Raw genomic sequence first — 18,880 nt, 5'->3', positions numbered from 1 at the left:
AGATTACATTAGTTTGGGGAGATTAAATGGGGTCAATAAACGGAGTACAAGATGAGTAACCTTGCCTTTCAGGATAGCTACCCTGAGGAACTGAGTCACTGTTATGGCTGTGGAAAGAATAACTCCCATGGTCATCAGTTGAAGAGTTACTGGGATGGTGATGAAACACGGGCCGTATTTATGCCGCAAGCGTTTCATACCGCTATTCCCGGGTTTGTCTACGGCGGACTCATCGCGTCGTTAATCGATTGTCATGGGACGGGGAGCGCATCGGCTGCTGCCTATCGGGAGCAAGGGCGAGAGGTGGGCACACTTCCCAGCGAACGCTTCGTTACTGCCGCTCTCAATATCGATTATCTGGCGCCCACGCCTATGGGAGTCGAGCTTGAGCTTCGTGGAGTGATCCGTGAGGTTAAAGCGCGAAAAGTGGTAGTAGATATTACATTGAGTACCATGGGGAAGGTCTGTGCCAAGGGACATATGGTGGCGGTAAAGATGCCGGAAACCATGATGAGTTCAGCTGTAACTAATGATGAGTTCAGCTGTAACTAATAATGAAGATACATTGAAGGCTATTTGACAGAAGGCGAGCTAATTAAAGCCGACCCCGAATGTGAATATTCAGGGTCGCTTTCTCATAGTAAACAGGCTGAGTAAATAGACTGAGCCTGACAGATAGACTACATGCGTGAGTCCATCTCGCCAATCTTGAGACTCATTAACTCTTTAGTCCACTGAGACTTGTCTATGCCCTCTATCCAGAAGGTCTTACTCTGGCGTTGTTCACCATTACGTAGATAGGTGTTGGCCATTCTGAATATCGCCTTCCATACCTTGACCGTCTCGGTTTTCAGCTGTTTTCCACTGTCATCGAATAGGGTGATGTCGAGTTCAATCACCACGTAATTCTCTGAGCTGGTACTGGCCAGGTCGAAAGTCAGTCCGAGTCTGTTATCTGCGTCCCACTCACTCTTAAGTAATCTGACTTTAACGCCGGATTTTGCTGTGTGATTTAACAGAGCCGAGTTTTCCATCGCACTCTCTGTTAACGCATTAGCCACTGTGGATGTTGTCGTTACCGTCGCGACGGTTGCAGCAGAGCTTACTTCTGAACCTGTCTGAGTTGTCGCGGTAGGGGCTACTACGGGTTCCTGAGTCTTGAGTATGACGTATTCCCAGGTGAAGTCGTCATTTAACCTAACGGTTGCACCATTTTCCAGGGTGATTTTAGCGACCTCATCGGCCATGACCGGTACCGTAAATATTAGCAGTGCCAGTGAAGTGTATACCCGCAGTAGTTTATGCATGAGATTGAACCTAATAAAGGAGATGGCTCTAGCATATACAAAAGGTGGGCAGATTTCATATAGGGCGAAGGATTTTAAGGCCTATATCGACCCTACATAGCATAGCCTATGCTGATCACCGCAGATTCAGAGGCTGAGTTGTAACCTGCACCGATCATCAAACCAAAATCCATCATATATCTGAGGCCGATTTCCGCTCCCCAGGAGGTATTGGACTCCTCCTCCCATACGGGCTCACCATCGACAATGAAGGGAACGATATTATTGGTGTAGTGAGATTCATGGTTATATGAGGCTGCGCCGCCATATAGGCTGAAGTTGCTGGTCAGGCTGTAACTGAGTCCAAAGCGCCACATGGTGTCCTTGGTGTAACCCTCTCCGGGTTCCTGAACATCCATATCGTCTTTTGGGCTGGCCGCATAACCGATATAGTAACCCCAGTTCGCGTAGTCTCTATCGTAGTGGTAGGGAGCGAAAGTGACGCCATACATGTTATTCGCAGCAGGAATATAATCCAGGCTAACGCTCATTTTAGGTTTAAAGGCGGAATCAGTCTCTGGTGCTAATTGATTTGCCGTTGCCGTTAAACTGGTGAGAATAAGGCCTGAGGCGAGTAAATATTTTTTCATCTATAGCATCCGATTTCGACTTTAAAACCGGATTGTTGTTAAACTTTTGGCTGTAGTCAATCAAGAGTGCTAAAATTTCTTTTAAAATAGACGCTTGTAACTTGGTTGTGTCTTGTTTTGTACTCTATTGTTTCGGCTTGCGAGCGATGATTTAACAAAAAGTCATCCTGGCTCCAGTCTCTAAGGGAAGGTTATTGTGGATCAAGAATTAAGATTACAGATCTCTCAGTGGTTATCGGACTGGGGGGTAAACAGTACGCCATCGGATGGTGTTTCCACATCGGTATTGGTCTTTGCCAGCTTGGTGCTGGCAATGATCGCCTACCTGATTGTCAGGAGAGGTGTCGTCCGTACGATGAACATCGTCATCCAGCGCTCTAAAGTTAACTGGGACGATATCTTCATGGGGCACAATGTGTTGGAGAAGTTTTCCTATATCGTGCCGGCGCTGGTGCTCGACCTTCTGTTACCCATCGCGCTCACCGAACATCATCTGATGAGCTCTCTGATGGATCGCCTGCTGAGTGTGAGTATCGTTATCATACTTATCCGCGCGGTATATAGTGCCCTGGATGCCTTCAATGAGATTGCCGATGTAAATCTGGTCAGTCGACGGCTTCCCATAAAGAGTTTCGTGCAGCTGTTTAAGTTATTCCTCTTCTTTGTGGCCGTCATCATCTCCATCTCGGTGATTGCGGATCAGTCTCCGCTCTACTTCCTCAGCGGTTTAGGTGTCGCGACTGGTTTGGTTATGTTGGTCTTCAGGGACACTATCTTAGGGTTTGTCGCTGGGATACAGTTGGCGGCGAACCGCATGGTGAGCACCGGCGATTGGATCCAGATGGATAAATATGGGGCCGATGGTGCGGTTGAAGAGGTCTCTTTGACGACCGTTAAGGTGCGTAACTGGGATCAGACCATCACTATGATCCCCGCCTATGCCCTGGTCTCTGACGCATTTAAAAACTGGCGCGGCATGTCTGAGTCCGGTGGACGACGCATTAAGCGTTCTGTCTCCATCGACATTCACTCGATCGGCTTCCTCTCTGAAGAGGAGAGAGTTCGCCTCAGTAAGATCAATCATCTTAAGGCCTACTTTGCGGCTAAGAATGATGAGTTAGCCGACTTCAATAGTCAGGTCGATGATGCCGATATGCCTGTTAACAGTCGACAATTGACGAATATCGGTACTTTTAGGGCCTATTTGAAGGAGTTCGTGAGTAATCACGACAAGATCCATAAAGATATGACCCTGCTGGTGCGTCAGTTAGCGCCGACATCGGAAGGGGTACCGATAGAGATCTATATCTTTACCAACGATACCCGTTGGGGGTTCTATGAAGGAATTCAGGGGGATATCTTCGATCATATCTTTGCCATATTACCGGAGTTCGGCTTGAGGGTTTTCCAGGGACCGACAGGTTCAGATATCAGGAGTTTGAAAGCCGATAAGCGTTAAACTGCGAGTTGGACATTTTCCATGTAGGAGCGGCTTTAGCCGCGAATGTTTAAGAGGAGAAGAGTCGTAAGCGGTAAGTTTTAAGTGGTAAGTAAGAGCAAGTTGGCTATGAGCTGTACGTATAGAGCTATCCAGATTTTGACTTACCGCTTTCTCAGCCCTGTCTTGAGCTTATCGCTGCTCTTACCCTTCTCTCGTTACCAGAATTGCCGCTAGCGTGATAAAAACGCCACCGCTGGTTCGGTCAAACCAATGCAGTTTATTACTGGTCTTGAGTGTCGGGGCCAGTACATTGGCCATGCTGGCATAGAGCATCACGAAACTGAAATCGACTATCGCCCAGGTGATCGCAAGCGTCGCCAGCTGTGGCCCTTGGGGGGCAGTGATATCGATAAACTGCGGGAACAGGGCACCAAAAAACAGTAGATCCTTTGGGTTACTTATTCCGACTAAGAAGGCCTGCTTGAACATCTGTTTAGGACTGCCTTTCCCCTTGATATGTTGAAGATCCAAGCCTTTCGCGCTTGCCTTGGTGAGCAAGAGCTTTATTCCCAGAAATATCAGATAGGCTGCACCACAGTATTTTAAAATCGTAAAGCCATACTCGGTTGCGCTTAGCAGGGCACCGAGTCCCGCGGCGGATGCCGCCATTAAGATAAGAGCTGAGGTGACACTGCCTAATGCCGTGGCTAAACTGCGACTCTTGCCATAGTGAATCCCATGACTCATCGACAGTACCGCCATGGTGCCGGGAGCGATGGCAATGAGGAGTACCGCGAAAAAGTAGAGTAGCCAGGTATCGAAAGTCATATATTGTATAAAATAGTGGGTGGTGACCGCACTATAGCGGCCAGTGGTTTAATAGGCAATCCTGGTGTTTGAAAACTGATCACTATCAGGGCTGGAAATCGGGTATAACCTTAGTGTGGCGACCCTTGATAGCGCGATAAAAGGCGATAATCTGATCCATATCCTGCTGCATATCGTCGGTGGTTGGGGTACCTTGCGGGATTATCACCGTTTTATTGCCAAAATCTAAACCTACGGTAATTATCGGTACATTAGCCTTGCTCGCAATATGGTAAAACCCGGTCTTCCAGCGTTTTACCGGGCTCCTGGTGCCTTCCGGCGCTAACGCCAAACTAAAGTCGGGATCTGAATTGAAGATTTGTACGACTGCATCGACTAAATTATTGCTCTTAGTCCGGTCAACGGGCCTGCCGCCGACGGCTTTAAAAAACCATCCCCAAAGTGGCATAAATAGTTGATGTTTCCCGAGAAAGTTGACCTTCGCTCCCAATGCTCCTCGTGCCAGTACGCCTATGATAAAGTCCCAGTTGCTGGTGTGTGGACCAACGATAGCGACAAACTGGCTGTCGGTGGGTAGCGTACCTGAGATAGTCCAGCCAGTTAACTTCAAAACTAATTTGCAAAATTGTTGAAACATATAAAAACTCAATGCCATTTAAAATGAAATCGGCCTCATTATACCGATTGGTATTATACCAATCGGTATAAGAAAGTGGTCAACTCAGAGTTATTTTTGGCTGCATAATTCAAGGCGAAAGAGTGAGGGAATGGTGATCCCTTTTGAACTCATTCAACACAGAAGTAGGCAGCCAAAAACACTCCTGATAGGCGAGTTTTAGCACTTGCGATACTGCGTTAACGAGCTTAAACGTAGAATAACTATGTTCCTCACTCGTTGCCTTGCCTCACAAGCGCTAAACTCTCGCTGAGTGACCACACCTTTATACCGATTGGTATTATATAATGGCGAGGCGTGAATTCGTTAGTTGAGATAGTATATACCCAAGCCACTTCTCGACATGCTGAATTCTGCATTTCGAGGTCGTTTGGGTATATAATCAATCATACACCCAATCGCGCACATTTGGAGAAAAGCATGTTTAAAAAGGGATTTTCAGCCTTATTGATGCTACTTGCGTTTAGCGCTACCGCTGTTCCAACTGATGATATCACTCAGATATTGTCGATGCAGGAAGATGCCTGGAATCGAGGTGATCTCGACGGATATATGCAGGGATACTGGCAAAGTGACAAGATGCGTTTCGTCTCAGGAAAGAAGTTTCGCTATGGTTGGGAAGAGACGTTAGCGGCGTATAAGAAAAACTACCCGGATAAGGCGACACTGGGCACCTTAAAGTTCACCATCAAAGACACTAAGATGCTCAGTAATTATGCGGCGATAGTGGTTGGGCGCTGGCAGCTTACCCGGATAAAGGATCAGCCCAATGGTGTGTTTACCCTACTGGTTGAGAAAATTGATGACCGTTGGGTGATCACCCACGACCACACCTCTAATTAGCCAGCTACCACAATAACCAGATACTGAAATAACCTGACCTTATCATAAACAGGGCTTGCACTAGCCATTAGTTTTATCTAATATTGCTCGCGTAATTAGAAAAAACTAATGGAGTAGTCCCCAATGAATCAATATCGCAGCCCGGCCATCCTCGCTATCACTCTCTTAATCTCTTCCTTTTCGGTGAATGCCTCCCAAGAGTTACATCGGGATGCTAAAGGCTTGGTTAAACAGTTCGGTGCTACCTTGAAGCCTCAGCTTATACAGGCGATGCAACAGGGAGGGCCAGTGAATGCCGTCGATGTCTGTGCCATTAAGGCGCCTGAAATTGCCCGGGAACTCTCCGAACAATCCGGATGGAATATCCGTCGAGTCAGCCTGAAGAATCGTAATGCCAGTGCTGTCGCCGATGCTTGGGAGCAAAAAGTACTGAAGGAGTTTGAGTCGCAACTTGCAGCCGGAAAGCCGGCGAAAGAGTTAGAGCGTGGGGAGCTCGTTGACGGCGAATATCGTTTTATGAAGGCGCAGGTCACCACTCCCCTGTGTCTTAAATGCCATGGCAGCAATCTCGCCCAACCCCTGCACGACAAGATAAAGATGAACTACCCCGATGATCTCGCCTTAGGTTATCAGGCTGGCGAAATTAGAGGGGCATTTAGCCTCTCACTTAAGCCGGTTCAACCGTAAACACCTGACGGCCAAGGTTTCTGCCTTTGCCGTCATATCTGACTTCGATGAAGCGGGTCTTGCCCTGCTTATCCTGCAATATGATGCTGGTGGAGCGGGTGCCGTACTCTTCGTGGCGAATAAATATTGAAGAGAGGAGTCGCTCCCATTCGACGCCTATGCCGGTTTGGGGTAGATCCAAATCGCCGGCCCGGGTTTCATCCTTCATGATGCTGATTAACTCATCAATATCGGGCTCTGCCGATTCGGTGATCAGCTTCTCCAGTGCCAGGCTTCCCCTTGCCATCTTGGGCCAGATATCATCCAGAGCCCCGTTGCTGATCGAGTGAAAGCCCGGGGTTAACAGAGTCAGATCTTTCGCGGTGCTGTTGAAGCAGTAAAGCTCATCGGCATGGCCGAAGATTAAGTTGAAAGGGTTGTAGTTTTCACTGTGCTCTCTAAGCCAGCTCACCGTGAGCGGCTCATATCGTTTAAGTGCCTTAAGCACTAACTCGCCACGGCTTCTCATATTACTCTTTTGATTCATCGGGTTGCGCAGGTTGGTCAGGGCCGAAAAGTCACCCTCCTTGTTGATCCCGAACCAGCTACCACCCGCTTCAAGATCTTTACCCGCTAACAGTTCATTGTCAGGTTTCCAGAAATGGGCAGGCTCGGTGGGACGGTGATGAAACTCATCTCTGTTGGCACAGACTATCAAGGGATACTCGGGGTGTTGATTCAGGGCAATAAAGAGAATGCACATAGGAACTCAAACTTATTGGACTATATTCTGAATCTAAACCGGATTTGAAATTATTGCCATTAACTTGGGGGGATAAGGGAAAGAAAGCCACGAGGATCGAGTTTTGAGGATAATCTCGTAGCCCTTAAACATTCGCGGCTAAAGCCGCTCCTACATGGAGAAACTCGCAGCTTTCTCAGCTCTGTCCCGAGCTTAAAACTATCTTAGCCCTAATGCTTGTGCTCATGGGAGTGACTATGCGCTTTTGGCTTTAGCAGCATGATCCTCGCCATAAACTTTCTCGGGCCTAAGCGTAATAAGCTTGCCGCGAACAGGGCGGCCAGGATGACTAGCGATACCGTGTTTATCGGGTCTGGCAGGGTCATCATGGCATGCCATTGAGGCGCTATCATTGCCGTTATCAATGAGCAGCCAAGTACCAGAGTGATAACAAGCACTCTGAGTGTCCAGTTCATCAGTTTCAACTGAGCAAGATTAAAGATAGGTGCCGCGATTAGGGCCAGCATTACCGCCGGCATACTCCAACCGCTATAGGCTAACGACAGTGCCAGTACCGCACCGCCTAAGTTACAAAAACGCATCGGCAAAAACAGCACGAGTAGCACGGCAACCTGAATTGCCGGATTAGCCAAGGGGACAGCCGGGTGACCAATTAAATTGGCGAGAATCAAGCTTAACAGTATCCAGGGCGCACTTCGGTCAATGAGGTGGGCGAAGCCGAAACGCCAGGGAGATTTGGGCAAGGAGAGATGCGGATCGGTTGGTTCAACCTTGGCCAGCGTCAGTAGCGTCCCGAGAAGCGAGAGGCCGATCAGCTGAAACAGGGCAATAACAGGGCCGAGCAGGAGTGCGGTAATAATCAGGGCTTCCGGCCCCGCTAATCGCTGTAACCACCTCTGACCCAGTTCCGTGTTGTGTGGAGACAGGCCGAAATTGAATCTGATGGCGGCAACTGTATAGCTGAGCAGCAATACCGGCGCAAGCGTCAGCATCCAATCACCCAGTTGCTCTGTGCTGTGGCTGTGATGGTGGTGTTCGTGTCCGCCCGAGTCCATCATCAGCAATACAAACAGTAAGCCGATACCGAGCAGACTGCCGATCCCGGCATGGTACTCATATCTGCCTTGTTTATCTTCATGGCTCTGACCATGGGGTTGGTGCAGTACAACATGAAGAATAGAGCCTGTGACGAAGGACTGCAGGTATACGGTATTATCCAGACTCAAATGAGCGAGCAGTTGTTCACCGGCAAAGTATCCAACGCTGGTCAGCAGCATCATGCAGCCAAGAACCACCATGGCCCAGCGTGCACCCACTTGCGGCTTAAGCAACCACCAGATGGCTAAACCAACAGGGAGTCGATGAAGTATGACCCCTAAGGCCAGTAGAATTGAATTCTCATCTTGCTGAGCCAATACCATGGCCCCGCCGTCTGTGATGGTATGCAGCAGCAGTCCACCTATTCCGAGAATAAGCGTCAGATTATGGGTGACTTCAGAGTATCGGTGGAAGAGTCGTTCACTGGCCGTGGGCCCCCAGAGGCCAATGATGACAAAGATGATGGCAAGGAATCCGCCATGCTCCAGAAGTTCGGGTAAAATATGAACCAGCACTAAACCGCCTAAGGAGACGAATATAAATCCATCCAGGCCTTTCTGGAGTCCGTTTTCTGCCGTGAAAAAGCGATAGAAAATAGGACCTAACAATAGTGCGATACAACTGGCTAGAAGATAGAGCATGATTTCTTAAGAGGAGGCCTTGGAAAACGACACATAGTATACCAGTCTTGAGACGAATAAGTAGAATTTACACACAGAACAAAAAAACGACGTGCTGAGGGTGAATATCGAGCAGAAACAGATGAGAATGTCGCCTGTTTCTGTGAGTTGTGAGCTTGCTGGTGTAATTTGTCTATGGAAGTGTTTGAGAAAGGTTATAGAATATAGGGATATATTGGCCTCTCACTAAGCATGTTTTATGGATATCTTTTCCGCCGCAGTTATGTTGTTTCTTATCATGGATCCCTTGGGGAATCTACCTATTTTTGCGTCGATACTGCGTCATATTGAGCCCAAGAAACGCCGTAGGGTACTGATCAGAGAGCTGGTATTTGCACTCGTGATTATGCTGTTATTTCTGTTTGCCGGTGAAGCCATTCTAAACTTCCTTAACTTAAAATCTGAGTCGGTGAGTATTGCCGGTGGTATTATTTTGTTCCTCATTGCGATAAGAATGATCTTTCCCCAGCCGGGTGGTGTCGTTGGATTGGCGGCGGGTGAAGAGCCCTTTATCGTGCCCATGGCCATCCCCTTGATGGCTGGCCCCTCGGTGTTAGCCGCACTGATCCTGTTAGCTCATACAGACAGCTCCCGTATGATGGACTGGACCATAGCCCTGCTGGCTGCATGGGGTGCGAGTGCCGTCATTCTACTCTTCTATAAAGTATTCACTAAGGTACTCGGAGAGAAGGGACTTACGGCGGTCGAACGCCTGATGGGTATGGTACTCGTGATGATTTCGGTACAGATGTTCCTCGATGGCATTGCAGATTATATGTCCCACATAGGCCAGGCTGTTCCGTAAGCCGAGCTACGGGCTGAAGCGGCTGATTCTTTATGTAGGAGCGGCTTTAGCCGCGAATCTTGCAGGGCTTGAAGGCCGTCATTCTGAACTGGCTTCAGAATCCAGCTTTTGATTTACACTCTTTAGCTTTGCAATTTTAATCGCTAAAAAGCATTAGATCCCGGCTAAAAGCATCGCCGGGATGACAACATAGTTTTTGTTGCTTGTTACTCTTTTTCTTTTTTATCATCTGCTCGCCACTCGCCACTCGCCACTCGCCACTCGCCACTCGCCACTCGCCACTCGCCACTCGCCACTCGCCACTTTCTCAGCTCTCTCTTGAGCTTACGACTTACCGCTTTCTTTTCCCCTCTTGCATCGAGAGCGGCTTCTCGACATAATCGGGATATTGTATTCAATTTATCTTTGGTTAGTTCATGCTCTCTTGCCTCCTGCTCTGTATTTCAAGCCTCACGGCACAGACTTCTGCCGATTATCATGATCTGCTTCCCTATCAAGGTACTCCGACCTCTATGGAGGAGCGGGATGGAAAGGGAAACTTAGTTATCCCCGCCACCTATGTGGATCAGGGAGCATGGCATGGCTTTCACCTCCCCGACACACCTGAGTATTTTGGCAGCTTTACCGGTCCCCTGTTTATCGCTCAGGAGTACAGCCTTCATCTGAGTGACAGCCTGCAGAGGTTGTCGCTTAAGAATATGGATAGCGGCAAAATCTTAGATTTTGCTCAGGCAACAGAGAGTCGGCTCTTTAGTCGTCCCGATGCGTTAGTTCAGCAATTTCGATGGCCCGAACTCTCATTGGAGATGAGTCTGAGTTATAGCGATAACCGTACCTCGGTGATCCGCACCCGGCTCATTAATAACACTATGAGTCCGCAACATTGGCAGCTTAGCTGGTCCGGCGTTCCCTTTAGCTCTCATCCAAAACTTCCTGAGCATAGGGTCATTAAGCGGCTCGATAGCTGGAAAACGGGAATAAGATGGCGCCTTAATTCCGTCATGGAAACCTGGCAGATGCAGTTAGCCGATGCCGAATATGAGATCTGGTTTGACCGTGAGATGCGGATCGAGCTGTCACAGGAGCAGGGGTACCAAGCTTCCACATCAATTATCTCTCTGGCTGGCGGCGAACATAAGGAGTTCTTGAGTGCCCAGCGCTATTTTCATACTAAAGCCGAGCGCATCTCACATGGGATACCCGAGTGGAATGAGATAGGCAGGGCACTGGATACGAATCGAGGGCGCTGGCAGCGGAGAATCGACCGGGCTATCTCGGGTGGCGATCTGGCCTATCGCAAGATGGCCGTGAAGAGCATGCTGACCCTGATGCATAACTGGCGCAGTCCGGCCGGGGCACTGCTGCATGATGCGGTGACGCCATCGGTCACCTATAAATGGTTCAATGGTGTCTGGGCGTGGGATAGCTGGAAACAAGCTGTGGCCTTGTCCCATTTCGATACCGACTTGGCCAAGTCTAATGTACTGGCTATGTTTGACTACCAATTTACCGTCGAGGACAGGGTGCGGCCACAAGATGCCGGTAGCCTGCCCGATGCCATTTTTTACAATAAAGATCCAGCCAGGGGCGGAGAAGGGGGCAACTGGAATGAGCGCAACGGTAAACCGCCGCTGGCGACCTGGGCGGTGTGGGAGATCTATCAACAGAGTGGCGACCTTGAGTTTGTTGAGCTCATGTACCCTAAACTGGTGGCCTACCATCAGTGGTGGTACCGCAATCGTGATCACAACGGCAATGGCCTCGCCGAATACGGTGCTAACCTGCATCCTGCGCACTTCAAAGACGGTAAACCGTTGCGCGGCGCGATAATCGAGGCGGCAGCATGGGAATCCGGCATGGATAATGCCCCCAGATTCGATGATGATGCCAGCGTACAGGTGCTGAAAAATCTTGATGAGAATGGCAAACTCATAGGTTTTTCTCTGTCTCAGGAGTCGGTGGATCTTAATGCTTACCTGTTTGCTGAAAAAGAGCTGCTGGCCAGGATGGCTAAGTTGCAAGGGCTCGATAGGGAGTCTAGCCGCTGGGCGGGTGAGGCGGCTCATTTGAAAGAGCTCATTCAGACCCGCATGTTCGATGAGCGCAGTGGCTTTTTCTATGACTTGAGGTTTGATGATTCAGGTTCGCATAAAATGATAGATGCCGGAAAGGGAGTCGAGGGCTGGCTCCCCCTATGGGCCGGCGCGGCTTCGGCCTTGCAGGCAAAACAGATGGTAGAAACACATCTGACCGAGCAGGCATTCGCAACAAAAATCCCATTCCCTACGGTCAGTGCCGATAGCCCGAACTTCGCTGCGACTCAGTATTGGCGTGGACCGGTGTGGCTGGATCAGGCCCTGTTTGGGTTAATGGGGCTTAAAAGATATGGTTATGACACGGAAGCCACACGTCTTGCAACACGTCTGGTTGAGCAGGGTGAGGGGATCCTTCAACAGGCGCCTATCAGGGAGAATTACGATCCGCTAACCGGCAGGGGGCTGCACTGCACTAACTTCAGTTGGTCGGCATCTGTGCTGCTCTTGATATATGATTCATGGCTGAGTCGGCCGTGAAGCGAACATTGTCAGTTTTGTTTTCCCGAATTATCCGCCCGCTGTACGGTATCGATGATAAAACGATCAATTTAGGCGGGTTAAGCGCAAAGCTAGGTAAAGACCGGATAAATGTTGACGATAAGCTGTGAAACCGCCCCTCAGGCTGTTACAGTTTTGTGAGTTAATGTTATTGGGTGTGCTATGAAAACCGTCCTCTCTTTGTGCGTCTCCATCATTTCAGTCGCCCTGTTGTCAGGCACGCTTACGGCCTGTGCTTCTGGGCTTGACGACAGGAGTTCGGCGGCTAATGACACGCTATCTGATGCGCCTGCTAATAATCTGAAACAGATATCCCCCTGTGGCGCCATGCCGCCCATTAAAGATCGGTCTAAACTTAAACAAAGCCTACTGGAAAGGGGGCTGATAAAAGAAGAGATGAGCCTTGATGAGGCCGACAGAATCGTTGCCGAATATATCAATAAAAGACAGCAAGCCTTCGAGGATTGCCCGAAGAAGAGAAAGTGAGGATAGGTGTTCAGATGAAAAGAAAAAACGGTATTAATCTGCTTTCTACACTTGGGTTATCACTGCTCCTTGCAATTAGTAGTGCTCTCTCTCTTCCCGCCGCAGCCGAATACGGGACTATGGCCGATGCCGGTGTCATTAATAAGGAGCAGATCCTCTATTGGTTAATTAAACGAGGTGAGTTGTCAGCCGAAGCGAGTGAGGCTGAAAAGCGCGCCGCAGTAGCAACCTTTACTCAACGTGCCAGCGGGTTCCAGAGTAAGGGAGGGCTCGTTGAGGCGCAATTTGAAAAGCTAAGACTGAAATCGAGCGCCAAGCTTAAGACTGGAAAAACTCAGTTGCAGAGGAGCGTTGTAGCCTTCGCCGATGCCGATATCACCAAGACCGTTAAGGTGCTGGGGGTATTAGTCGATTTCCCCGATCTTCCCTTTGATGACAATCGACTCACTGCCAGCGACACCCCTATGTTCTATCCCAGTTATCCGACCGCCCATTATCGGGACCTGATGTTCTCGACTACGGGTTTTACCGGCCCTCAGGGGCAAAACCTAATGACCGGGTATCAATATTATCAGGCGGTTTCGGGTGATAGCTTCTTTTTTACCGGGGACGTCAAGGGTTGGGTGACGGCGGATAATAACGCCTCATTTTATGGTGGCAACGATGTCGATAACAGTGGTGGTGACAAGGCGGTACCGGATCTCGTCAAAGAGGCGGTGACCAAGGTTGTAGCTGGCATGTCGGCCGCAGAGTTAGCCGGTTATGACGTTGAAGATCCCTTCGATATCGATGGCGATGGAAATTTCGATGAACCCGATGGTGATATCGACCATGTGATGCTGTTTCACTCCAGTGTCGGTGAAGAGGCCGGTGGTGGCGTACTTGGGACCGATGCTATCTGGTCTCACCGTTTTTTCGTCTACACAGGCGGCAATCCGGGTTACACCGTTCCGGGAACCGGTAAGAAAGTATTTGGTTACACCGTGCAGCCCATAGACGCTGCGGCGGGTGTCGTGGTGCATGAATTTGGCCATGATCTGGGCTTGCCCGATGAGTATGACACCACTAACACGGGTGACGGCTCCCCCGTGGGTTCCTGGTCGGTGATGTCGGGTGGTAGTTGGACTGGCTTGCCTGCAGGGACACAACCTATAGGCTTTAGCCCCTATGCTAAGTCATACCTGCAACAAAAGTATAAGGGAAGATGGGTAACGGAACAGGAGATATTGCTCGGTAATATTCCCAGGACAGGCCTGGATGTTCAGCTGGTCGAAGCGGTGAATCATGCTCAGACAAATCAGATATCGATTCCTTTGCCCACAGCTGCTATTCCTTTTAAGCAGCCCTATGGGGGCAGCTATCAGTACTATTCGGGTCAGGGACATCTTATCAACAATGCCGCCTCATTCGAGGTAGACCTCCCAAGCACAACCCCCCTTACCTTGAAGATGAAGGCGCACTGGAACATCGAGCTGGATTATGATTACGCCCAGGTGATGGTCGACGGTGTCGTCATTGCCGGTAATCACACTAAGGCGAGCAATACCATCAACGGGGCCAGAAACATCATCACCGGCAACTCGGCCGATATTGCGGGTGCCGAGGGAAGTGATAACTGGGTCGATCTTGAGTATGATCTGAGTGCCTATGCCGGTCGAGCCAATGCTCAGATAAGTATCATCTATCGTACCGACGAAGCCGTTGGAGATTACGGACTGGCTATCGATAACCTCGTTATCATGGCGGCAGCCTCACAGGCTTACCTTGATGATGCGGAAACACCAGCCACCATGAGTTTAGCCGGCTTTTCCAGAATAGATAGCCAGCGTCCCGGTGACGCCCGTCGTTATATCATCCAGCTACGTAGCCATAACGGTGTAGATGCGGGTTTACCCAGCCATTCTTATGAGCCCGGAGTCTTGCTATGGTTAGAAAACTTCAGTTATTCAGATAATAACTCCAGTGAACATGCCGGCGTGGGCTTAATCGGCGTCGTCGATGCCGATCAGAATCTGATCGGGAATAACAGTACCGATATACAGATCCGCGATGCCACATTCAGCATGTTCAACCAGTCGAGCTATTTTGGTGATGAGCACCTGACATCTGTCTCTCTGTTTGATGACAATTTGGATTACAGCGCCCCACTCAAACCTCAGGCCGGTATTATCTTGCCTGAGTTAGGTCTGACAATGGAGGTCGTAGCGCAGAGTAACGACTCGAGCAGTGCTACCGTGCGCTTGAAATATGCCGAAGGTGTGACCCCTGAGCCTGAGGCGCTTAGTGCAACCATTACCGCTCAGCAGGCGGCGGGAACGGTAAGCTTCAGCGCTGCTGTGACCGGAGGAGAGGGAAGTTACACCTATGCCTGGGAGTTTGGTGTCATTGGTGCAAGCAGCACGCTGGCTAATCCCACCTATACCTACAGTGAGTCAAATGACTATGCGGTTTCCCTGCTGGTTACCGATAGCACAGGTGCGACAGCCAGTGATCTGCTGTTAATTAACGTTCAGGTTCCTCCTACCGCAAACTTTAGTTATGTCAGTGATGATCTTAGTATCACACTGAGTAACGCCTCGAGTGCGGGAGTGGGTGAGCTCAGCTACCTGTGGAGTTTCGGTGATGGGCAGACGAGTACCTTGTTGTCGCCCAGCCATATCTATGCCAATGAGGGCAGCTATACAGTCTCGCTTGCGGTGACCGACGAAGCTAACAATGTGAGCACCTTCTCTACGCTGGTTACAGTGACTGCAGCTGTGGTTGTGCCGCCGGTGACTCCATCGACAGATTCGGGATCCGGTGGGGGAAGTCTGAGTTGGTTTAGCCTCGGGCTACTCGCAATATTTGGTTTAAGAAGACGGTACTCTTAGTGATTAATTTTAGCGGTTAGGCTTAAACTTAGAGATACTCTTAGGTTCAGACTCTGAGACAGATTGTCAGCGTAATTATAGTCTTTCAATCGCCTGACGGGCTGCGGGCAGGAAGGTCTCACCGACGATAAGCTGCTCGCCTTGATAGGAGAAATAGCGTCGACGCCCCCACAACTCTTGAGTGAGAGGCTGGTGGAGAGATTTGGTCAGTTCAGCCAGCTTCTGACAAGGGGTGAAATGCGCGACCTCAATCTTACCCGGCGTAAACTCATTGTTGGTATAAAGCAGCTCACCCAGTGGGCGAGTACCGAGGTTTAACAGCTCGTTTTTTTTCTTATCCAGCAGGCTACCCGGAATTAAGGTTCGGGCAAAAATCCAGGGGGTACCATCCAGACAGAGCAGGACTTCGCGGACCCACACCTTGTTCTGATTTGGAAATTCGTTATCGAATGGGACTAATGTTCCTTCACCGAGCACCTTAACTTCAAATTCATCACAGTAAGAGCGTAATTTTTGAGTTAAACTCTCAGATGAAAGTAACCAATCGGTTAAAGGTGATTTGGGAAGATCGATGGTTTTTTCTGGTGAAAACCACTGAATTGATTCACCATAGGGGAAGCTTAACCTAGTCACACTCATTTAATTCTCGGTACAATACTGGCTGGCAAACTGGTGCAGTCTAGCATGCTGGAATATGATAGCCAGAAAGATCAGCAGGCATTTGTTACACAAGAGTAGGAGTCATTCTTGAAAATTCAAAAATTAGCATCGCTACTGCTTATTTTAGTCGCGACCGTTTTCAGCTTTGGTGCTTATGCCGAAGACGGAGATATTGTAGATAACTACGCCTATTATGGCTTCGAACCCGATCTCATCACCAATTATATCTCTACCGGTAAGAAGATGGGCTTTGTACGCATCGGTATCGAGCTGATGGTGAAAGATCCCGACGACCTGATCGCCCTCGAGCATCATGATCCTCTGTTGCGTGCCGCCATTCTGGAGATCATGGGAAGCCAGACCGCCGATAAGGTTAAATCACTGACCGGACGCGAAGAGATCAGACGTGAATGCTATGACACAGTCAATCGTCTTATCGAACGGGAAACCGGCAAGGCCATTATCGTCAACCTGCTTTTCACTAAGTATCTCTACGATTAGATTTTTCACCTCCCTCTACTGCTGCCGTTAGTGTCTCGGCTGACGGCATAAGATCCCATATGACTAAGCACTCTCAAAAACAGAACCGCCAGAAACAGACAACTCAGAAGCAGACCCGACGAAAAAAGCCAGCAGGCAAGCTGAAAGCTAAGTCTGAAGCAAAGCTCGATACAAGAGGCAAGCCCGAAACGACAGAGAAGAAAGGCCTCCATGAGCGAAACCTGCATAGGGACGGCTATGATTTTGAACAGCTGATTGAGGCATCACCGGCGTTAAAACCTTATGTCAGACCGAATCCATACGGTAACCTTTCGATAGATTTCGCCGATCCCTTAGCCGTTAAGGCATTGAACCTGGCCCTGCTGCAACTTCACTACCGGATTGAGTATTGGGATATCCCGGCAGGATTTCTCTGTCCTCCGATCCCCGGTCGGGTCGATTACCTTCACTATATTGCCGATCTGTTGGCCGGAATTGACTCGGACACGGTTGGGGATAAAGCAGAGGAGCAGGTTGAGGAGATAGGGACTAGACAAAATGTCCCATACGCTTCTAAACCAGAATCTTCAGCGCCTAAGCAGAGGTATAAGTCTCAGAAAAGAATGAAGATTAATGCCCTGGATATCGGTACCGGTGCCAATGGCATCTACCCGATACTCGGCATTCAAGCCTACGGCTGGCGGTTTGTCGCCAGCGATGTAGACCCGCTGTCGATAGAGAACGTTAATCGGATTGTCGGGCAAAACAAGGCCTTGCAAGGCAAGTTAAAGACACGGCTGCAAACCGATCATCAAAAAGTGTTTCATGGCATCATTCAAGCAGACGACCGATTCGATATCACCCTCTGTAACCCGCCATTTCACGCATCATTGAGTGAGGCGAGCGAAGGTAGCCTTCGTAAGGTGAAGAACTTAGCGGCTAACCGAGCGGCGAAAGGACATAAGCCTGAGCCTGCAGCTAGTAAGGCTAAACCTGATGCCAATGAGCTTAACTTCGGTGGCCAGAAGGCCGAGCTTTGGTGCGAGGGCGGCGAGAAGCAGTTTCTCGCTAACATGATCCGCGAGAGTAAAGATTTCGCCACTCAATGTTTGTGGTTCACCAGCCTGGTGTCCAAGAAAGAGAATCTGCAGCCTTGCTACGCCGCACTGGAAAAGGTGGGGGCGGTGACGGTGAAGACCATAGATATGGCACAAGGTAATAAGCTTACACGGGTTTTGGCCTGGAGTTATCTCACGCCTAAGCAGCAGGCGCTCTGGGCTAAGTATCGTTCTTAGCCTTTGAACGGTTTATTTATCAGGCTTAGCCTGACCTTGATAGTTAGACTTCGTCTAACAACTCGAGATGAGTGATTGCATCACTCTTCGGCTTGTCAGCCGAGAAACGTCGTGGGTTTTCCACCCACACCCGAGGGAAAGGGAGGATCAACAGCAATCCCCCCTCTCCCAACTCCCCATGCCGCCCCTCACGAAGTTACATGCATTGAGTACGGGCCTCGGTGTATTTTCGAAAATAACTATCGCCTCATATTCGCCATCCATGGCTCACCTAAGGCTATCTCGGCATCCATGCCTCAATCACGTGATTTTCTTCAATCCTCCTCAGCAACTTCCAACGGGGAATCATCGTATCTGGAGATTTGCTTGGTATGCCGAGTGTTTTGATATCTGTTAGGGAAGTCTAAGCCTTGTAAAAAAACGCTAACTACCTTAAGTTCATGTTGATGCTGTGAACATACACAGTGTAGCGGTTAGAGGTATTCAAGGATGAGGCGTTCCAGACAAGATAAGGTTACATTTTCTGATAGATTAATAAGTGTTTTTGCTTCTCTTTTCTTTTCTGTACCTACCAGTTTATTTCTAAGTCTTAAAATTAGTCAAAACCTATTAGCTTTGCAGCTCGATTTTACCGTTGGTGGAAAAGGCTTTTTGATTTTGGTGTCAATGTTTTCATTATTAGCATTCCTATTTCCTAAAGCAATTCCTAATCTATTAGGATGGGTTTGGAATATCTTTATGAAACACTAAATGGAATAA

General features: G+C 49.2%; 18 protein-coding genes. 10 read left to right on the top strand and 8 right to left on the bottom strand.

All coding sequences use genetic code 11. From position 1 onward, the window contains the following. Positions 1–51: 51 nt before the first annotated feature. Positions 52–552 (top strand): PaaI family thioesterase, encoded by a 501-nt coding sequence (locus SSED_RS23205; RefSeq protein WP_012144774.1) that lies wholly within the window; start codon positions 52–54, stop codon positions 550–552. A gap of 128 nt (positions 553–680) precedes the next feature. Here SSED_RS23205 and SSED_RS23200 read toward each other — a convergent pair whose 3' ends face one another. Together SSED_RS23200 and SSED_RS23195 are read right to left on the bottom strand one after the other, a co-directional pair. Continuing rightward, positions 681–1,307, bottom strand: a complete 627-nt coding sequence (locus tag SSED_RS23200) for a DUF3157 family protein (RefSeq protein ID WP_012144773.1) — start codon at positions 1,305–1,307, stop codon at positions 681–683. 92 nt (positions 1,308–1,399) lie between these two features. Next, entirely contained in the window at positions 1,400–1,936 is a 537-nt protein-coding gene (locus SSED_RS23195; RefSeq protein ID WP_012144772.1) for a hypothetical protein, read from the bottom strand. Positions 1,937–2,132: 196 nt separating this feature from the next. Here SSED_RS23195 and SSED_RS23190 point away from each other — a divergent pair, with 196 nt between their 5' ends. Next, positions 2,133–3,395, top strand: a complete 1,263-nt coding sequence (locus SSED_RS23190) for a mechanosensitive ion channel family protein (protein ID WP_012144771.1) — start codon at positions 2,133–2,135, stop codon at positions 3,393–3,395. A gap of 183 nt (positions 3,396–3,578) precedes the next feature. Here SSED_RS23190 and SSED_RS23185 read toward each other — a convergent pair whose 3' ends face one another. Further along, a complete protein-coding gene (locus SSED_RS23185) occupies positions 3,579–4,205 on the bottom strand; it encodes a LysE family translocator (protein ID WP_012144770.1) in 627 nt (208 codons plus the stop codon). Positions 4,206–4,290: 85 nt separating this feature from the next. After that, a complete protein-coding gene (locus tag SSED_RS23180; RefSeq protein WP_041421880.1) occupies positions 4,291–4,842 on the bottom strand; it encodes a lysophospholipid acyltransferase family protein in 552 nt (183 codons plus the stop codon). A 459-nt stretch (positions 4,843–5,301) separates the two neighbouring features. Between SSED_RS23180 and SSED_RS23175 the strand changes: the two genes are divergently transcribed. Together SSED_RS23175 and SSED_RS23170 are read left to right on the top strand one after the other, a co-directional pair. Further along, positions 5,302–5,724, top strand: a complete 423-nt coding sequence (locus tag SSED_RS23175) for a YybH family protein (protein ID WP_012144768.1) — start codon at positions 5,302–5,304, stop codon at positions 5,722–5,724. A gap of 123 nt (positions 5,725–5,847) precedes the next feature. Next, positions 5,848–6,411 carry a Tll0287-like domain-containing protein gene (locus SSED_RS23170; RefSeq protein WP_012144767.1) on the top strand — a complete coding sequence of 188 codons (564 nt, stop codon included), beginning with the start codon at positions 5,848–5,850 and terminating at the stop codon, positions 6,409–6,411. Here the strand turns inward: SSED_RS23170 and SSED_RS23165 are convergent. Then, positions 6,392–7,153 (bottom strand): NRDE family protein, encoded by a 762-nt coding sequence (locus SSED_RS23165; protein WP_012144766.1) that lies wholly within the window; start codon positions 7,151–7,153, stop codon positions 6,392–6,394. The genes SSED_RS23170 and SSED_RS23165 overlap by 20 nt on opposite strands. A gap of 209 nt (positions 7,154–7,362) precedes the next feature. After that, entirely contained in the window at positions 7,363–8,892 is a 1,530-nt protein-coding gene (locus tag SSED_RS23160) for a ZIP family transporter (RefSeq protein WP_012144765.1), read from the bottom strand. Positions 8,893–9,130: 238 nt separating this feature from the next. On the opposite strand from SSED_RS23160, the gene SSED_RS23155 reads away from it, so the two are divergent. Next, on the top strand, positions 9,131–9,736 hold the full coding sequence (locus tag SSED_RS23155; RefSeq protein ID WP_012144764.1) for a YhgN family NAAT transporter: 606 nt from the start codon (positions 9,131–9,133) through the stop codon (positions 9,734–9,736). Positions 9,737–9,942: 206 nt separating this feature from the next. On the opposite strand, the gene SSED_RS24895 is transcribed toward SSED_RS23155, so the two are convergent. Further along, a complete protein-coding gene (locus SSED_RS24895; RefSeq protein WP_041421879.1) occupies positions 9,943–10,134 on the bottom strand; it encodes a hypothetical protein in 192 nt (63 codons plus the stop codon). Between the two features lie 18 nt (positions 10,135–10,152). Between SSED_RS24895 and SSED_RS23145 the strand changes: the two genes are divergently transcribed. The 3 genes from SSED_RS23145 to SSED_RS23135 all read left to right on the top strand — a co-directional run bounded on the left by SSED_RS23145 (position 10,153) and on the right by SSED_RS23135 (position 15,686). Continuing rightward, positions 10,153–12,309 (top strand): MGH1-like glycoside hydrolase domain-containing protein, encoded by a 2,157-nt coding sequence (locus SSED_RS23145; protein WP_012144763.1) that lies wholly within the window; start codon positions 10,153–10,155, stop codon positions 12,307–12,309. Positions 12,310–12,492: 183 nt separating this feature from the next. Then, a complete protein-coding gene (locus tag SSED_RS23140) occupies positions 12,493–12,816 on the top strand; it encodes a hypothetical protein (protein ID WP_012144762.1) in 324 nt (107 codons plus the stop codon). 14 nt (positions 12,817–12,830) lie between these two features. After that, positions 12,831–15,686: an immune inhibitor A domain-containing protein gene (locus SSED_RS23135; RefSeq protein ID WP_012144761.1), complete on the top strand. Its 2,856-nt coding sequence runs from the start codon at positions 12,831–12,833 to the stop codon at positions 15,684–15,686. A 75-nt stretch (positions 15,687–15,761) separates the two neighbouring features. Here the strand turns inward: SSED_RS23135 and SSED_RS23130 are convergent, their stop codons facing one another. Then, on the bottom strand, positions 15,762–16,325 hold the full coding sequence (locus SSED_RS23130; protein WP_012144760.1) for a chorismate--pyruvate lyase family protein: 564 nt from the start codon (positions 16,323–16,325) through the stop codon (positions 15,762–15,764). A 114-nt stretch (positions 16,326–16,439) separates the two neighbouring features. On the opposite strand from SSED_RS23130, the gene SSED_RS23125 reads away from it, so the two are divergent. Further along, positions 16,440–16,847, top strand: coding sequence for a flagellar basal body-associated protein FliL (locus SSED_RS23125; RefSeq protein ID WP_041422412.1), 408 nt, complete (start codon positions 16,440–16,442; stop codon positions 16,845–16,847). Between the two features lie 59 nt (positions 16,848–16,906). After that, positions 16,907–18,121, top strand: a complete 1,215-nt coding sequence (gene rlmF / locus SSED_RS23120) for a 23S rRNA (adenine(1618)-N(6))-methyltransferase RlmF (protein ID WP_012144758.1) — start codon at positions 16,907–16,909, stop codon at positions 18,119–18,121. The last annotated feature ends 759 nt before the right edge of the window (positions 18,122–18,880 follow it).

It is taken from the genome of Shewanella sediminis HAW-EB3 (genome assembly GCF_000018025.1).
GTDB classification, from domain to species: Bacteria; Pseudomonadota; Gammaproteobacteria; order Enterobacterales; family Shewanellaceae; genus Shewanella; species Shewanella sediminis.
Note: the sequence above shows the minus strand (reverse complement) of the source record. Positions and strands in the feature narration are given on the sequence as shown.

What these genes read in the sequence shown, in the direction of transcription:
- SSED_RS23205 (WP_012144774.1), top strand. Translation starts at nt 52, where the DNA reads ATGAGTAACCTTGCCTTTCAGGATAGCTACCCTGAGGAACTGAGTCAC.
- SSED_RS23200 (WP_012144773.1), bottom strand. Translation starts at nt 1,307, where the DNA reads ATGCATAAACTACTGCGGGTATACACTTCACTGGCACTGCTAATATTT.
- SSED_RS23195 (WP_012144772.1), bottom strand. Translation starts at nt 1,936, where the DNA reads ATGAAAAAATATTTACTCGCCTCAGGCCTTATTCTCACCAGTTTAACG.
- SSED_RS23185 (WP_012144770.1), bottom strand. Translation starts at nt 4,205, where the DNA reads ATGACTTTCGATACCTGGCTACTCTACTTTTTCGCGGTACTCCTCATT.
- SSED_RS23180 (WP_041421880.1), bottom strand. Translation starts at nt 4,842, where the DNA reads ATGTTTCAACAATTTTGCAAATTAGTTTTGAAGTTAACTGGCTGGACT.
- SSED_RS23175 (WP_012144768.1), top strand. Translation starts at nt 5,302, where the DNA reads ATGTTTAAAAAGGGATTTTCAGCCTTATTGATGCTACTTGCGTTTAGC.
- SSED_RS23170 (WP_012144767.1), top strand. Translation starts at nt 5,848, where the DNA reads ATGAATCAATATCGCAGCCCGGCCATCCTCGCTATCACTCTCTTAATC.
- SSED_RS23165 (WP_012144766.1), bottom strand. Translation starts at nt 7,153, where the DNA reads ATGTGCATTCTCTTTATTGCCCTGAATCAACACCCCGAGTATCCCTTG.
- SSED_RS23160 (WP_012144765.1), bottom strand. Translation starts at nt 8,892, where the DNA reads ATGCTCTATCTTCTAGCCAGTTGTATCGCACTATTGTTAGGTCCTATT.
- SSED_RS23155 (WP_012144764.1), top strand. Translation starts at nt 9,131, where the DNA reads ATGGATATCTTTTCCGCCGCAGTTATGTTGTTTCTTATCATGGATCCC.
- SSED_RS23145 (WP_012144763.1), top strand. Translation starts at nt 10,153, where the DNA reads ATGCTCTCTTGCCTCCTGCTCTGTATTTCAAGCCTCACGGCACAGACT.
- SSED_RS23140 (WP_012144762.1), top strand. Translation starts at nt 12,493, where the DNA reads ATGAAAACCGTCCTCTCTTTGTGCGTCTCCATCATTTCAGTCGCCCTG.
- SSED_RS23135 (WP_012144761.1), top strand. Translation starts at nt 12,831, where the DNA reads ATGAAAAGAAAAAACGGTATTAATCTGCTTTCTACACTTGGGTTATCA.
- SSED_RS23130 (WP_012144760.1), bottom strand. Translation starts at nt 16,325, where the DNA reads ATGAGTGTGACTAGGTTAAGCTTCCCCTATGGTGAATCAATTCAGTGG.
- rlmF (WP_012144758.1), top strand. Translation starts at nt 16,907, where the DNA reads ATGACTAAGCACTCTCAAAAACAGAACCGCCAGAAACAGACAACTCAG.